Here is a 14549-nt window from a genome sequence, read left to right on the forward strand (position 1 = left end):
ACCGAATTGGAGCAGTAAATGCGTATACTTCTTGTCGAGGATGATCCCACAACATCGAAGAGCATCGAGTTGATGCTAACCCACGCGAACCTGAATGTCTATGCGACGGATCTGGGCGAAGAGGGGATCGATCTGGCCAAGCTTTACGATTATGATCTGATTTTGCTGGACCTGAACCTACCGGACATGAATGGCCATGAAGTTTTGCGGCAGTTGCGCATTGCGCGGGTGGAAACGCCTATTCTGATCCTCTCGGGTGCCGACGATACGGAAAGCAAAATCAAAGGCTTCGGATTTGGCGCTGACGACTATATGACCAAGCCATTCCATCGGGAAGAACTGGTGGCCCGTATCCACGCGATCATCCGGCGCTCAAAAGGGCATTCGCAATCCGTTATCCATACAGGGCGTGTCGCCGTTAACCTGGATGCGAAAACGGTAGAGGTCGAGGGGCAAACCATTCACCTGACAGGCAAAGAGTACCAAATGCTGGAGCTTCTGAGCCTTCGTAAAGGCACGACGTTAACCAAGGAGATGTTCTTGAACCATCTGTACGGCGGAATGGACGAGCCGGAACTTAAGATTATTGACGTCTTCATCTGCAAACTCCGCAAAAAGCTGAGCAATGCAACCGGCGGAGAAAACTACATCGAAACCGTCTGGGGCAGGGGTTATGTGCTTCGCGATCCGCAAAGCAACAGTATGGATGACCGCCGACTTGCCGTCGGGGCCTGACTTTTCCCAAAACATCAGACGCTTTGGTCCGGGGCGGCCTGCTCACTCACTGAACAGCACATCTGGACCTGACCATGGCCTCGCCCTATCACTGAGGTCCAAGAAGACGTGACGGGGCGAGGCCATGAGCAATTCAATTCCGGTTTCAGAGCTGACAGAAGGTCAAGCGCAGGCAGAGCTTGCGCGGTTGGCAGAGCTGATTGCACAGGCAAACCAAAAATATCATGCAGAAGATGCGCCGGATATTTCCGATGCGGAATACGACGCGCTCAAAGCAAGAAACTCTGCCATTGAGCAGAGTTTCCCACATCTAAAACGTTCCGACAGCCCGTCAGAGCAGGTCGGTGCGCGCCCGGCTGATGGATTCTCAAAGGTGACACATGCGGTTCGCATGATGTCCCTTGGAAATGCCTTCGAAGACGGGGATGTCGCTGATTTTACACGCTCGATTCGGAAATATCTCGGACTCGACGATACTGTGCCCGTGGCATTTACTGCCGAACCGAAGATCGACGGGTTATCGTTATCATTGCGCTACGAGAATGGGGAATTGGTTCAGGCGGCGACGCGTGGCGACGGCGAGGTTGGTGAAAATGTTACGGCCAATGCGCGTACTATTGCAGACATTCCGCATGTTCTAAAAAATGCACCAGAGATTCTGGAGGTACGCGGCGAAGTTTACATGTCGCAAGCTGATTTTGACGCTCTGAATGCACGGAAGGCCGAGGCAGGGGACAAGACTTTTGCCAATCCTCGGAACGCGGCCGCCGGGTCTCTCAGGCAGTTGGATGCATCGATCACGCGCGCGCGTCCGTTGCGATTTATTGCATATGCATGGGGCGATCTGTCTCAACCTTTGGCGACGACGCAGATGGCGGCGATTGAGCAACTGGCCGCTTACGGTTTTTCAACAAACCCGTTGACCGCATTATGCGACACAACCCGGCAGATGCTGGACCACTATCGCGATATCGAGGCTCAGAGATCGACTTTGGGCTACGACATTGATGGAGTTGTCTACAAGGTAAACGACCTCTCGCTGCAAGCGCGTCTTGGGTTCAGATCCACCACACCAAGATGGGCAATTGCGCATAAGTTTCCGGCGGAACTTGCTTGGACCCGGTTAGAGGCTATCGATATTCAGGTTGGACGCACTGGGGCGCTTAGCCCGGTCGCTCGGCTGCATCCGGTCACCGTGGGCGGCGTGGTCGTGTCCAATGCGACCTTGCACAATGAAGACTATATCGCTGGGCGCGATGCAAAAGGCGGGACCATTCGCGACGGCAAGGATATTCGCGTCGGAGATTGGGTTCAGGTCTATCGCGCTGGGGATGTCATTCCAAAAGTGGCTGACGTTGATATAGCTAAACGACCAGCCAGCGCGGAAAAATTCATCTTCCCGACGCGATGCCCCGAGTGCGACAGTGATGCAGTGCGTGAGGAAGGGGATGCCGTCCGGCGCTGCACAGGTGGAATCGTTTGTCCCGCGCAGGCCGTTGAAAAATTGAAACATTTTGTATCTCGCAAGGCGTTCGATATCGAGGGGTTGGGCGCCAAGCAAATAGAAATGTTCTATGATGACCCGGATCTGCCGATCAAAACTCCGGTCGATATCTTTACATTGCAACAACGGGATTCTGCGAACCTTAACAAGCTGGCAAACAGAAAGGGTTGGGGCGCACAAAGCGTCGGTAATCTTTGGGACGCCATTGATGAAAAGCGGCGCATTCCGTTTGGTCGCCTGCTATTCGCGCTCGGTATTCGACATATGGGAGAGGCCGCCTCGAATCTTGTGGCGAACCATTATGGCGCTTGGGATGAGTTCGAAGTTGCAATCACGGCAGCCAGCAGCTTTGACGGGCCTGAGTGGGAAGACCTGTTGGCCATTGATGGCGTGGGTGAGGTCATGGCCAGGGCTCTGGTCTCAGCTTTCGCGCAAGTGGCAGAACGTGAAACGATTGATTCACTCGTTGCCCAGCTGGACGTTGAGGATGCAAAACGCCCCGATACAAGTGGCAGCCCCGTCGCCGGGAAAACTGTCGTTTTCACAGGGACGTTGGAAAAAATGACCCGAGCCGAGGCCAAGGCCCGGGCAGAGGCATTGGGTGCCAAAGTATCTGGGTCTGTCAGTAAAAAGACCGATATTCTTGTGGCGGGACCAGGAGCCGGATCGAAGGCAAAGAAAGCTGCCGAACTTGGCATTCAGACCCTTGATGAAGATGGCTGGTTGCAACTGATTGGTTCGGCATGAGTGGTCGTCCTGAACTTCTGTTTCCCTTATTTGCCCGTTTGGAAACTTTAGACGGTGTCGGCCCCAAAATTGCGCAAAATCTCACGCAATCTGGTGTCGAAACTCCGCGCGATGTTCTATTCGGGCTGCCTTACGCGGTTGTCGACCGGCGCAGAAGGAAAACGATTCAGGGTGTCGATCTGCCAACTACACTGACGGTTGAGGTAACCGTTGGTGTGCACCGCCCATCGCGCAACAAGGGCGGTGCTTACCGCATCCATGTCGAGGATGCGCAAACGGAATTCCAGTTGGTCTTTTTCCATGCACGTGGCGATTACCTCAAGAAGGTGCTGCCAGAGGGCGCGCGCAGGATCATTTCGGGTAAGTTGGAGTTGTTTGATGGAATGGCTCAGATGGTTCATCCCGACCATATCCTGCCCATCGAAAGCGCTGGTGACATTCCCGAGTTCGAACCGGTATATCATTTGACGCAAGGCGTGACGCAAAAAGTCGCGTTCAAGGCGACCCGTAGTGCTTTGTCCCGCGCTCCCGCTTTGGACGAGTGGATCGACCCGGCTCAGGTGGGACAGCAGGAGTGGCCAAGTTGGATCGATGCAATAACAGCTGCGCATGGACCAAACGGGGCCGACGATGTGTCCGCGCATGCTCCCGCGCGGCAAAGGCTGGCTTATGATGAGCTGTTTGCGCATCAGGTAACGCTGGCACTGGCACGGCAACGCGAACGCAAGGCCCGCGGTATTGTGAGCATCGGCACAGGGCGATTACAATCCAAGGTTCTGCAAAACCTGCCATACACTCCGACTGGTGCGCAGATGCGGGCGATCAACGAAATCACTGCCGATATGGCCTCTGATGCGCGTATGAACAGACTGTTGCAAGGCGATGTCGGAGCTGGGAAGACACTGGTGGCGTTCATGGCGTTGTTGGTGGCCGTCGAAGCCGGTGGTCAGGGCGTCATGATGGCACCAACTGAAATCTTGGCGCGACAGCATCTGGAAGGCTTGCGCACGTTGGCTGAACAGGCTGGTATCGTGCTTGAAATCCTGACCGGACGCGACAAAGGGGCCGAGCGGCGCGCCAAGTTGGCGGCGCTGCAACAGGGGAACATTCATATCCTTGTTGGTACACATGCGGTGTTTCAAAGTGATGTAGAGTTCAACGCGCTGCGGTTGGCGATTGTGGATGAACAGCACAGGTTTGGGGTGCGTCAGCGAATGGAACTGTCTGAAAAAGGGCAGGGCGCGGATGTATTGGTCATGACGGCCACCCCGATCCCTCGCAGCCTTGCTTTGGCGCAATATGGCGACATGGACGTTTCGGTTCTTGACGAAAAACCACCGGGTCGAAAACCCATCAAAACCGCCATCGTCAGCACCGATCGAATGGAGGAAGTTGTCAGCCATCTGCGCCGTGCCATCGACGAAGGTCGTCAATGCTATTGGGTTTGTCCATTGGTAGACGAATCCGAGGTCTCAGACCTGACTGCGGCTGAAGAAAGGTTCAAGCGGCTGCGCGCCATACTGGGTGAAGGCGTGGTCGGTCTGGTACATGGCCAGATGCCCGCTGCCGAAAAAGACGCCGCGATGAAAACCTTTCAAGAGGGTCGCACCAAAGTTCTTGTGGCGACGACTGTTATCGAAGTCGGGGTGAATGTCCCGAACGCCTCCATCATGGTAATCGAGCGCGCGGAAATTTTCGGACTCGCCCAGCTACATCAGTTGCGGGGTCGAGTCGGGCGAGGAGAGGCGGATTCGACTTGCTTGTTGATGTACCAAGCGCCGCTGAGCGACGGGGGACGCAAGCGGCTAGAGGTACTGCGCGAGACAGAAGATGGGTTTCGAATTTCCGAGACCGATCTGCAAATGCGCGGCGCCGGTGATCTGATCGGCACGGCGCAGTCTGGTCTACCCAAGTTCAGAATTGCCGATCTTGAGCGGCAAGCCGGGTTGATGGCGATCGCCCAAAGCGATGCCCGGAATTTACTGGGTAAGGATCCAAAACTTACGACTAAACGGGGCAAAGCCGTTCGCGTTCTATTGTGGTTAATGAAGCAGGATGAAGCGATCCGTTTAATTTCAGTAGGTTAACAATAAAGTTCGCAAATGTTCTCAAAAAGTTCTTTACCGACTCGGGGAAATATGAGAACAAAAGGTCAACAAAGGATTAAAACCCTGACCGGAGGTGACCCATGCTGACCCAGATCAAGACCGCGATAAGCCGCTCGCACACAACTTTACTGCAAGATGCGGTGGGTGCGGTGTCTTTGGTGGTCATGTTGATGGTCGCTCTTCACCTTCCTGCAGTGTTCTGACCCTTTCTGCCTGCGATCTCGTGCCGAATATCCCGCGCTGTCATCCCCATCTGAATCAAGGGTGACCTGCCTGTCCCAATTCCCTTGAAGGGCCATGCCTCGGCCCTGCGCGGACCTCCGGACCCCACATGAGACACGCACAGCCTGCCGCCGCCCTTTCCGCCCGGAAGGTGCGGCGGCTTTTTTATAGCTGACCGGTTTTCATGATTTCCAACATCGCCGACAGGACTGAATTCACCGCGACCGAAGCAAGTATCATGCCCATTACGCGGCTGATTATCGCTGCTCCGGAATGTCCGATCAGGCGAATAATAGGCTCGGCTAACAACATCAGCACAAACGCAACCGCGACAACTGAAAGCATAACTAGCGCAGTGATGCCCTGATCCGCGGCACTGTAGCGGTTATTGTCGGTTAGAATGACAATAGCCAACATCGCGCCAGGCGAGGCCAAAGATGGAACTGCCAGAGGAAATATCGCGGGATTGTGCTGATGTAACTTGTCCTGCTCGTCGTCCTCGGCCGCTTTCTGTTCAACGTCCTGCTTACTTTCGCCGAATATCATTGTGAGTGCGAATAGAAACAGGATGATCCCTCCAGCCACTTGGAAGGAATTAAGGCCGATATCCAGCGCCTCGATCAACAACTGGCCAAAGACAAGAAAGAACAGCAGAACACCGGCACTGATAACTGACGCCAGCAGCGCCATTTTGCGCCGAGCCGCGGCCTCTAGCCCGGCGGTGACTGCGATGAAGACGGGAATAGTACCGATGGGATCAATAACGACCCAAAGCGTCACAAAGTGTTCGAGCAGATTATTCAAATCGGTCGCTCCGCTGATTTCACAGGAAGTTAGACCGGATCACAAGAAAACGCTACGCTTAGGCGCAATTGGCTTGTTCGGCCTGTTCCATTGCCTCGGCGGTGGCATCCAGCGCCAGTAAGATTGAGGCATGCCGGTTCTTGTAATCCCGCGCGGGCATCAGAACCTCTAGGCCATCAAATGGCGCGTCTGGGGCAGGGCCGTTTTTCTTCAACATCGCCGACAACTGATCGCGCGCAGTTTCGACCTGTGCCCGTGTGGCTCCGATAACGCCAGCTCCGACGACAGCAGCAGAGGCTTGGCCCAAAGCACATGCTTTAACATCCTGCCCGAATTCGGAGACGCGCCCATTCTCTAGCTTGACGTCAACCGTTACGGTTGACCCGCACAAAGGCGAGCGTTTTTTCACCGTGGCATCCGGGTTTTCCAACCGATCCAGATGCGGAATATCGGAAGCCAAAGCAAGAATGCGGCCGGAGTAGAGCTTGATCAGGTCATTTTCGCCGGACATGGCTTTCCCTCATTGACTGTTCCCCATACATAGTCAGCATCCATCGGGATGCAAAAGGTTTTTACCATGACAGGAACAGTCGCCTTCGACCCTTCCACCTTAAAATACAACGAGGCCGGTTTAATCCCCGCCATCGCCCAGGACGAAAACTCGGGCGAGGTGTTGATGATGGCCTGGATGAACATGCAGGGGATTGAAAAAACGCTGTCCTCCGGGCGCGTAACTTATTGGTCTCGATCCCGGCAATCCTTCTGGATCAAGGGCGAAAGCTCGGGCCATGTGCAGGAGTTGGTTGATTTTCGCGTCGACTGTGATCGGGATTGCCTGCTGGTCGTCGTGCGACAAACAGGACCGGCCTGCCACACGAACAGGCGCAGCTGTTTTTACACTGCAGTTCGTGACGGTGATGAGGTCGAGCTGATGTCACCGATGGTGTAGGCCCACCATCTCACGAATGTCTTCCGGGCTGGCTCCATCAGCCCGGTATTTGGAAATAGCGCGGGCATCATCCCGCTTGGCCAGTCTTTTACCTATATCGTCGCGGATCAGGCTGTGGTGGTGATAAGAGGGGCGCGGCAGCCCCAGAAGAATTTGTAGAAGAATATGGATTCGAGTTGCCTCGAACAGATCGCGCCCACGCACGACCCGCGTTACTCCCTGTTCGGCATCATCCAGAACCACCGACAGGTGATAAGACGTACCCATATCTCGGCGCGAGAGAACGACATCTCCAATCGTATTAACCAAATCTGCCCGGCTGAATGAAGTTTGCCCGGTTTCACGGTTCGGTCCAAAGCCGGTTTCCGGGAAATTCATCTCGATTTGGGGGGGGACGACCCGACCGGCTTGCTCCATATCCAACCGCAGAGGAACATTTCGCGGCATAGCACCCGTCCGAATGGCTGCGTTACGACAGGTTCCGGGATAGATAAGCCCGTCCGGCCCTAAGAGAGGAGCACCCTCCTGCGGTGCGCTGGCGGCTGCGGCGATATCCCTGCGGTTACATGTACAAGGATACAGCAGGCCTTGCGACCAGAGGTCCTCAAGTGCTGCTTCATATACTTGCAGGCGTTCGCTCTGACGCAGAACCGGGCTTGGCCAGCTTAATCCAAGCCACTCAAGATCATCATAAATCTGATCTTCCCAATGCGTTCTAGAGCGGGATCGGTCGATATCTTCGATCCGCAAAAGGAATACGCCTTGCTGATCCGTAGCCATATCGCTGGCCAGCAGCGCCGAATAGGCATGCCCAAGATGTAATGGGCCGGTCGGAGAAGGTGCAAACCTGGTTGTGAATGTCACGCTTTTTCAACAATGTAGACGTCGGATTTAAGGTCCATTCCAGGAAGGTGCGGACCATATTCGCGCAATAGCAGCCGCGCGGCCCCCATATCAAGCCAATCGTTCAGGCGGCAAGTATAGGTGTGGTCCTCAAGCGTATGATCATTAAAGGAAAATGCGAGTAGACCGCCTGTGGGCAATGCATTCATCAGCATATCAAACGTCTCGGGCGGCGCGGCGCCTACACTTATTACACCGATTGCAGCAATGGCTTTGTAGCCTCCGACTTTCAACGGGTTCGGATCTGCGATATCAAAAGTGCTGAGGGTTCGGTAAACGCCTTTGGCCTTTGCGCCTTCCAGCATTTTGGGCGTCGGGTCGATGCCGTCAATCACCTGAAATCCGACAGCGTTCAGGGCCTCGCCAGACAGGCCAGTTCCACATCCATAATCCAGAATTGGCGTCTGAGGTTCGGGAAGCTTGGACCAGAGCGCCTCGGCCACGCGGCCGGGGGTTGCATACCCGTGCGCCTCGACTTCGGAATCATAGGATGAGGCCCACTTCTGATAGTGATCGCGAGTGGCCTCGGGCGTGTCGAGGCCATAGACGTCTTTTAGATAATCATCGCTCATATCACCATGTTAGGCTTGTTCAGCGTCACACGTCCAGTCAGCATTGGGTGAGCCAGTCAGTCCAAGCCGCCTTGGCGCGATCTGTATAAGCCTTGTAGCGATCTTTGCGCCCCCGACGTCCGCCCTTAAGACCGTCGACAGGACGGAACAGGCCAAAGTTCACGTTCATAGGCTGAAACGTCTTGGCCTCGGCCCCACCGGTGATGTGGTGGATCAAGGCCCCCATGGCGCTGTCCTGTGGAACGTCCGGAAGGGTGCGACCCAGCATCTCGGCTGCAGCGAGCCGTCCCGCCAACAACCCCATGGCTGCACTTTCGACATAACCTTCGACACCGGTGATCTGCCCTGCAAACCGGATATTGGGACGTGATTTCAAACGCATCTGCTCATCCAAAAGGGTTGGAGAGTTGATGAACGTATTGCGATGAATGCCGCCCAGGCGGGCAAAACTGGCATTCTCAAGCCCGGGGATCATCCGAAAGACGTCCGTTTGCGCGCCGTATTTCATCTTGGTCTGGAAGCCGACGATGTTAAACAACGTCCCCAGCGCATTGTCCCGACGCAATTGTACAACCGCATGCGGCTTGACCTCGGGCTGATGCGGGTTGGTCAGACCGACCGGCTTCATCGGGCCATGGCGCAGCGTTTCCCGGCCACGCTCAGACATGACTTCGATCGGCAGACATCCATCGAAATAGCCCGCCGTTTCGCCCTCGTGGAATTCGGTCTTATCGGCAGCTAGCAGAGCGTCGATGAATGCCTCATACTGGTCTCGGTCCATGGGGCAGTTGAGATATGCGGTCCGCTCTTCCTCGGTCTCGCCCTTGTCATACCGCGACTGCATCCAGGCTTTGCTCATGTCGATACTGTCTGCGTAGACGATAGGCGCAATTGCATCGAAAAACGCCAGTGACTCGGCCCCTGTCTCAGAACGGATCGACTCGCCAAGCGCGGCCGAGGTCAGTGGACCGGTTGCAATGATCCAGTGGCCGTCATCGGGCAGGGCAGTAACTTCTTCTCCGGTCACTTCTACGCGTGGATGGGCGTGCAGCTTGTCTGTGACAGACTCGGCAAAAGGGTCGCGGTCCACGGCCAACGCTCCGCCCGCAGGCAAGCGATGAGTGTCCGCGGTTATCATGATCAATCCGTTGGCTGCCCGCATTTCCCAATGCAACAGACCCACAGCGTTCTGCTCATCATCGTCGGACCGGAACGAGTTCGAACACACCATTTCGGCCAGATTTCCAGTCTGATGCGCAAAGGTGCCCACTTTGGGTCGCATTTCATGGATCACCACGTCAACGCCCATTTCCGCAGCCTGCCAGGCCGCCTCGGACCCGGCCATGCCGCCGCCCACGATATGCAATTTCTGTGTCATGCGCTGCCACATAGGGCACAGCACACAGCAACGCAAACCCTCAAGGCGCGGAGTTTTTACATTTTCTGGGAAATTTTGGGGTCGCCGCTGCGGGAATGTCAACGCTGGTGAGAGAGACCAGCTCGGAGGGACCTTCCGCCTACGGCGACCCAAAATAAGTAAATCGGCCTTAGCCTTGTCTCAGCATTGCCACAGTGTTGCCCTTTTGAAAAGTCCAAAAATGCGAACAGTGCATAAAATACTTAAGAACATTTGCGTTATTGCTGCCAATTTGGCGGTCTTTTTTCGATAAATGCTGATATTCCTTCCTCGGTATCCCGATGCAGCATATTCTGCGCCATTACCTCACCGGCATAGTCATAGGCTTTTTCGATTGGCATATCGAGTTGTTGGTAAAAAGCTTGTTTGCCGATCTTGACCGCCGACCCAAGCTTGTCTGCCAACTTTTCCGCCAGTGCCTGACTTTCGTGTTCAAGCAGCATTTCAGGGACGACGCGGTTGACCAGCCCAAGCTCTGTTGCGCGCTCAGCGGATATGAAATCGCCTGTGGTCAGCATTTCAAACGCCTGCTTTCGCGGAATATTGCGACTGAGCGCCACCATCGGCGTCGAGCAGAACAACCCGATATTTACCCCATTTACGCCAAACCTTGTACCTTCAGCGGCGACGGCAAGATCGCAGGTGGCCACTAATTGGCACCCGGCTGCTGTCGCAATGCCATGAACCTGCGCAATGACGGGTTGGGGTAGGGACTGGATCGACAACATCATCCGCGCGCATCTGGCAAAAAGATCCTGGAAATACGCTTTGCCTCCGTCTTCGCTCTGACGACCAGCAGTCATTTGTTTTAGGTCATGCCCTGCGCAAAACGCTTTGCCTTCGCCCGACAGGATCACAGCGCGGATCGTCTGGTCTTCGCGCAACGTGTCGAACTCAACCTGCAAGGCGGCCAGCATTTCGTCGCTCAGGGCATTAAGCCGCTCTGGTGCGTTCATTTTCAACCTTGCAACCGCACCCGTGTCGCGACGTTCCAGAATTCCCATCTTGCCCTCCGATCTGATGTGGGGCCAACTCTAGGTCGGCAAATCGAGGAGGGGAAGTATGTCATTGGTTCTGAACCGGGAAGAGTTAAGCGACTACATGCATCAGATCTTTCCGCAAGTTCATCGCGATTTCGTAGTCGAAGATCTGACCGAAGACAAAATCACCATGCGGCTGGTCGTTGAAGACCGTCATTTGCGGCCGGGGGGAACTGTGTCGGGTCCGTCGATGTTCGGTCTGGCGGATGTCTGCGTTTACGCGATTATTCTTGCACGCAAAGGCCGACAGTCTCTGGCTGTTACGACAGGTTGCTCGATGGATTTTATGCGCAAACCAGATGGAGAGCGGGACATGATCGCACATTGCACCTTGCTGAAACTTGGAAAAACTTTGGCCGTTGGTGATGTGCTGATGTTTTCGGAAGGCTCAGATAAACCTGTGGCCCGAGCGACAATGACTTATTCTCTGCCCCCAGAAGGCTCGGCTGCAGCAGCATTCGGATAAAAAATGGCCGGGTCAAGCCCGGCCAAGGAAGAGGTCCCAAATGGGACTGGGGATTTGTTACCCGTGCCAGAACGGGCGATTGATTTCGCGGTCGGCCTGATGGCGGGTCAACCCGACATCACGCAGCAACCGATCATCCAGCTTTGACAAATTTACCCTGCTGCGGCGCTGTCGCTCCCACTTGGTGACAGTCGCCGCAAACTGCACGGCCAGCGATGCGATCAGCGGCAGCCGAGGGCTGTCGTTCAGCAACAAAAGGGCGGGGGTGTGCATTGCGCGTGTCATCTTGGGTATCCTTTCAAATTGTATTGACACAAACGTAATATGTTCGGTATGTGTGATTGATACATTCCACATTGTGTTAAAATCAAAGGAAGAATTGTAATGGATACAATTTGGCCGGAATCACTGCCGAAATCCAAGGGCCCCAAGTATACTCTGGTGGCCGATACAATTCGAAAAGCTATTGATAACAATTTACTGGAAGTCGGAGCCAAGTTGCCTCCGGTCCGGGAGCTGGCGTATCGGTTACAAATCACACCGGGCACTGTGGCGCGCGCCTATACTATTCTGACCGATGAGGGGTTGCTGCATGCCGAGGTGGGGCGTGGTACATTTGTTGCCCCTCCAAAATCGCCGATACTGGACGACGTTTGGGCACGGCAACTGCATTTGCGCGAGGACAAGTATAGCGCAAATGTCAGCCTGTTCAGCCCACGCTTAGCCGATGTGGGGCAAGTGGCCCTGATCCGCGAGTGCTTGCAAAAAGTTTCGCATGCGGATCCGGAATTGTTTCTGAACTATCCCACCCGAGATGCTTACAAACCCATGCGTCAGGCGGTGGTCGAGTGGTTGTCAGATCTGCCCTTGGGCGCATTGTCCCATGATGACATTGTACTTACGCACGGGGGGCAGAACGGCCTTTGCCTTGTCTTCCAAACCATCCTGCGAGGACCCAAGCCCATCGTTTTGGTGGAAGACTTGTCTTACGCGGGATTCCGCAGAGCCGGGGAACTCATGCGCTCTGAAGTGGTCGGCGTAAAGATGGACAAGTGGGGAATCGACCCCAGCGCAATGGAGCACGTTCTGCGCCAGAACCCTGCCCAGGCTGTTTGCGTGTCTCCTGAAGTGCAAAATCCCACCGGCGCGCATACGCCACTTGAGCGAAGGAAAGAGGTTGTCGAAATCGCGCGACGCTTTGATCTACAAATCATCGAGGATGATTGCTACCGAATGGGCGAAGCGCGTGAACCCAGCTATCGCGCTCTTGCACCAGAGCGGGGGTGGCACGTGTCCTCCATCTCCAAGACGCTGACGCCCGCGCTGCGTGTTGGTTTCGCTATTGCGCCGCGCGAACGAAGTGTAGATCTGCGTCGGTCGGCTGAATACGGTTATTTCGGTCTTGCGCAGCCGCTTGCCGAGTTAACTCGGTTAATGTTGTCCGACCCCCGCACGCGGCGCATTGCACGCGATGTTCGACTGAAAATGGGTGAATATGTTCGCGTGACTGTGAATGCTTTGGGAGGGTTTGACCTGAATTGGGCACCGGACGTGCCTTTTGTCTGGCTAAACCTGCCCTCCGGTTGGCGCGCCGCAGCGTTCAGTCGTGCGGCGGAGCGGGAAGGCATCCAACTGCGTTCGGCTGATGAATTTGCTTTACGGGATGGTCGTGCGCCGAACGCAGTGCGTATTGCAATGAACGGCCATGTCTCATTGGAAAGGTTCGAGGACGCAATGCAACGCCTGCGCAACCTACTAGACAATCCGCCCGAGCAAATCAGCGTTTAGATTGGGGTAAAATAATACCTATTTTATAAGTCTCTGTTATTGCTTGATTTAAAAGACATTGCTGTTGTTGACCTGCGCCACACTCCCCTCTACATACGCTCCATCGAATTCGGACCGCTCTGACTTGGGGCGGTCTTTCACATCAAACAGGACTATCCTGCCATGAAAACCTTTTCTGCAACACCTGCAGACATCGACAAGAAATGGATCCTGATCGACGCTGAGGGCGTTGTTCTGGGCCGTCTTGCCTCGATCGTCGCCATGCGCCTGCGTGGCAAGCACAAAGCGTCGTTCACCCCGAACATGGACATGGGCGACAATGTCATCGTGATCAACGCTGACAAAATCCAGATGACCGGCAAGAAGCGCGAAGAGAACTTCTACTGGCACACTGGCCACCCGGGCGGCATCAAGTCGCGCACCAAACAGCAAATCCTGGAAGGTGCACACCCCGAGCGCGTCGTGACCCAGGCGGTCAAGCGTATGCTGCCGGGCAACCGTCTGGCACGCCAGCAGATGACCAACCTGCGCGTTTACGCCGGTGCCGAGCATCCCCATGAGGCGCAAGCGCCCGAAGTTCTGGACGTGAAGTCCATGAACAAGAAAAACACCCGGAGCTAATGACCGATGGCTGATCAGATCAATACTCTCGAAGAGCTGAGCGCCGTCGCAGGCGTTGAAACCGTAGCCGAAGAAGTCATCGTGCGTGAACCCGTGCGTGACGAGCTGGGCCGCTCCTACGCCACCGGCAAGCGTAAAGACGCTGTTGCCCGCGTTTGGATCAAGCCGGGTTCCGGTAAGGTCACCGTGAACGGCAAAGACCAGGACAAGTACTTCGCGCGTCCCGTTCTGCAGCTGATCCTGCGCCAGCCGTTCCAGGTTGCCGGTGTAGAAGGTGAGTTCGACGTTGTTGCAACCGTCAAAGGCGGTGGCCTGACCGGTCAGGCCGGTGCGGTCAAGCACGGCATCTCGAAGGCACTGCAGCTGTACGATCCCAGCCTGCGTGGCGCTCTGAAAGCCGCTGGCTTCCTGACCCGCGACAGCCGCGTCGTGGAACGTAAGAAATACGGTAAGCGCAAAGCTCGTCGTTCGTTCCAGTTCTCGAAACGTTAATCGTTTCGAACTCCGAATTCCGAACGGTCGCAAGAAATTGCGGCCGTTTTTTTGTCGAAACCTTTTGCGAGGTGTGGCCGGTTTTCGATGTGCAGATGACAGCACCCCCGCGCTGAATCATCGGCAAGTAACTTGTTTGTAGCGTCGAAAAAAAGAGGCCGCGGGGCCGATTTTACGTCAA

16 protein-coding genes are annotated in these 14549 nt (G+C 55.3%); 9 read left to right on the forward strand and 7 right to left on the reverse strand.

The window, feature by feature from the left end; translation table 11 throughout:
- The first annotated feature begins 18 nt into the window (after window positions 1–18).
- From ctrA to ABWV79_RS00600, 4 genes are all read left to right on the forward strand, one after another.
- Window positions 19–735: a response regulator transcription factor CtrA gene (ctrA, locus tag ABWV79_RS00585; protein ID WP_353389678.1), complete on the forward strand. Its 717-nt coding sequence runs from the start codon at window positions 19–21 to the stop codon at window positions 733–735.
- A 124-nt stretch (window positions 736–859) separates the two neighbouring features.
- Window positions 860–2986 carry an NAD-dependent DNA ligase LigA gene (gene ligA / locus ABWV79_RS00590; protein WP_353389680.1) on the forward strand — a complete coding sequence of 709 codons (2127 nt, stop codon included), beginning with the start codon at window positions 860–862 and terminating at the stop codon, window positions 2984–2986.
- Window positions 2983–5073, forward strand: a complete 2091-nt coding sequence (gene recG / locus ABWV79_RS00595; RefSeq protein ID WP_353389682.1) for an ATP-dependent DNA helicase RecG — start codon at window positions 2983–2985, stop codon at window positions 5071–5073. Before ligA ends, recG begins: the two co-directional genes overlap by 4 nt.
- Window positions 5074–5174: 101 nt before the next feature.
- Window positions 5175–5297 (forward strand): hypothetical protein, encoded by a 123-nt coding sequence (locus tag ABWV79_RS00600; RefSeq protein WP_280635687.1) that lies wholly within the window; start codon window positions 5175–5177, stop codon window positions 5295–5297.
- Window positions 5298–5481: 184 nt separating this feature from the next.
- Here ABWV79_RS00600 and ABWV79_RS00605 read toward each other — a convergent pair whose 3' ends face one another.
- Window positions 5482–6120, reverse strand: coding sequence for a MarC family protein (locus ABWV79_RS00605; protein WP_170751151.1), 639 nt, complete (start codon window positions 6118–6120; stop codon window positions 5482–5484).
- A gap of 58 nt (window positions 6121–6178) precedes the next feature.
- Window positions 6179–6631 carry an iron-sulfur cluster assembly scaffold protein gene (locus ABWV79_RS00610; protein ID WP_170751153.1) on the reverse strand — a complete coding sequence of 151 codons (453 nt, stop codon included), beginning with the start codon at window positions 6629–6631 and terminating at the stop codon, window positions 6179–6181.
- Between the two features lie 48 nt (window positions 6632–6679).
- Between ABWV79_RS00610 and hisI the strand changes: the two genes are divergently transcribed.
- Window positions 6680–7069, forward strand: a complete 390-nt coding sequence (gene hisI / locus ABWV79_RS00615) for a phosphoribosyl-AMP cyclohydrolase (protein WP_353389685.1) — start codon at window positions 6680–6682, stop codon at window positions 7067–7069.
- Here the strand turns inward: hisI and gluQRS are convergent.
- The 4 genes from gluQRS to ABWV79_RS00635 all read right to left on the reverse strand — a co-directional run bounded on the left by gluQRS (window position 7055) and on the right by ABWV79_RS00635 (window position 10965).
- A complete protein-coding gene (gluQRS, locus tag ABWV79_RS00620) occupies window positions 7055–7933 on the reverse strand; it encodes a tRNA glutamyl-Q(34) synthetase GluQRS (RefSeq protein ID WP_353389687.1) in 879 nt (292 codons plus the stop codon). The two genes, hisI and gluQRS, sit on opposite strands and share 15 nt — an antisense overlap.
- Window positions 7930–8544 carry a class I SAM-dependent DNA methyltransferase gene (locus tag ABWV79_RS00625; protein WP_353389689.1) on the reverse strand — a complete coding sequence of 205 codons (615 nt, stop codon included), beginning with the start codon at window positions 8542–8544 and terminating at the stop codon, window positions 7930–7932. Before ABWV79_RS00625 ends, gluQRS begins: the two co-directional genes overlap by 4 nt.
- A gap of 37 nt (window positions 8545–8581) precedes the next feature.
- Window positions 8582–9922: a methylenetetrahydrofolate--tRNA-(uracil(54)-C(5))-methyltransferase (FADH(2)-oxidizing) TrmFO gene (gene trmFO, locus ABWV79_RS00630; RefSeq protein WP_353389690.1), complete on the reverse strand. Its 1341-nt coding sequence runs from the start codon at window positions 9920–9922 to the stop codon at window positions 8582–8584.
- A 257-nt stretch (window positions 9923–10179) separates the two neighbouring features.
- Window positions 10180–10965, reverse strand: coding sequence for an enoyl-CoA hydratase (locus ABWV79_RS00635; RefSeq protein ID WP_353389692.1), 786 nt, complete (start codon window positions 10963–10965; stop codon window positions 10180–10182).
- 58 nt (window positions 10966–11023) lie between these two features.
- Between ABWV79_RS00635 and ABWV79_RS00640 the strand changes: the two genes are divergently transcribed.
- Complete coding sequence (locus tag ABWV79_RS00640; RefSeq protein ID WP_353389694.1) at window positions 11024–11467, forward strand: PaaI family thioesterase; 444 nt, start codon at window positions 11024–11026, stop codon at window positions 11465–11467.
- 57 nt (window positions 11468–11524) lie between these two features.
- Here the strand turns inward: ABWV79_RS00640 and ABWV79_RS00645 are convergent, their stop codons facing one another.
- Window positions 11525–11752 (reverse strand): DUF1127 domain-containing protein, encoded by a 228-nt coding sequence (locus tag ABWV79_RS00645; protein ID WP_170354145.1) that lies wholly within the window; start codon window positions 11750–11752, stop codon window positions 11525–11527.
- Between the two features lie 99 nt (window positions 11753–11851).
- On the opposite strand from ABWV79_RS00645, the gene ABWV79_RS00650 reads away from it, so the two are divergent.
- From ABWV79_RS00650 to rpsI, 3 genes are all read left to right on the forward strand, one after another.
- Complete coding sequence (locus ABWV79_RS00650) at window positions 11852–13255, forward strand: aminotransferase-like domain-containing protein (protein WP_353389696.1); 1404 nt, start codon at window positions 11852–11854, stop codon at window positions 13253–13255.
- A 162-nt stretch (window positions 13256–13417) separates the two neighbouring features.
- The gene (gene rplM, locus ABWV79_RS00655; protein ID WP_039536983.1) at window positions 13418–13876 is read left to right on the forward strand and encodes a 50S ribosomal protein L13; all 459 of its coding nucleotides are present in this window, start codon (window positions 13418–13420) and stop codon (window positions 13874–13876) included.
- Window positions 13877–13882: 6 nt separating this feature from the next.
- Entirely contained in the window at window positions 13883–14368 is a 486-nt protein-coding gene (gene rpsI / locus ABWV79_RS00660) for a 30S ribosomal protein S9 (RefSeq protein ID WP_039535473.1), read from the forward strand.
- Window positions 14369–14549 lie beyond the last annotated feature (181 nt).

The organism is Ruegeria sp. HU-ET01832 (genome assembly GCF_040371315.1).
GTDB classification, from domain to species: domain Bacteria; phylum Pseudomonadota; class Alphaproteobacteria; order Rhodobacterales; family Rhodobacteraceae; genus Ruegeria; species Ruegeria lacuscaerulensis_A.

Coding starts and splice junctions, on each gene's coding strand:
- hisI (WP_353389685.1), top strand. CDS start 6,680: ATGCAAAAGGTTTTTACCATGACAGGAACAGTCGCCTTCGACCCTTCC.
- rpsI (WP_039535473.1), top strand. CDS start 13,883: ATGGCTGATCAGATCAATACTCTCGAAGAGCTGAGCGCCGTCGCAGGC.
- trmFO (WP_353389690.1), bottom strand. CDS start 9,922: ATGACACAGAAATTGCATATCGTGGGCGGCGGCATGGCCGGGTCCGAG.
- ABWV79_RS00625 (WP_353389689.1), bottom strand. CDS start 8,544: ATGAGCGATGATTATCTAAAAGACGTCTATGGCCTCGACACGCCCGAG.
- ABWV79_RS00650 (WP_353389696.1), top strand. CDS start 11,852: ATGGATACAATTTGGCCGGAATCACTGCCGAAATCCAAGGGCCCCAAG.
- ABWV79_RS00640 (WP_353389694.1), top strand. CDS start 11,024: ATGTCATTGGTTCTGAACCGGGAAGAGTTAAGCGACTACATGCATCAG.
- ABWV79_RS00645 (WP_170354145.1), bottom strand. CDS start 11,752: ATGACACGCGCAATGCACACCCCCGCCCTTTTGTTGCTGAACGACAGC.
- ligA (WP_353389680.1), top strand. CDS start 860: ATGAGCAATTCAATTCCGGTTTCAGAGCTGACAGAAGGTCAAGCGCAG.
- ctrA (WP_353389678.1), top strand. CDS start 19: ATGCGTATACTTCTTGTCGAGGATGATCCCACAACATCGAAGAGCATC.
- rplM (WP_039536983.1), top strand. CDS start 13,418: ATGAAAACCTTTTCTGCAACACCTGCAGACATCGACAAGAAATGGATC.
- ABWV79_RS00610 (WP_170751153.1), bottom strand. CDS start 6,631: ATGTCCGGCGAAAATGACCTGATCAAGCTCTACTCCGGCCGCATTCTT.
- ABWV79_RS00635 (WP_353389692.1), bottom strand. CDS start 10,965: ATGGGAATTCTGGAACGTCGCGACACGGGTGCGGTTGCAAGGTTGAAA.
- ABWV79_RS00600 (WP_280635687.1), top strand. CDS start 5,175: ATGCTGACCCAGATCAAGACCGCGATAAGCCGCTCGCACACAACTTTA.
- recG (WP_353389682.1), top strand. CDS start 2,983: ATGAGTGGTCGTCCTGAACTTCTGTTTCCCTTATTTGCCCGTTTGGAA.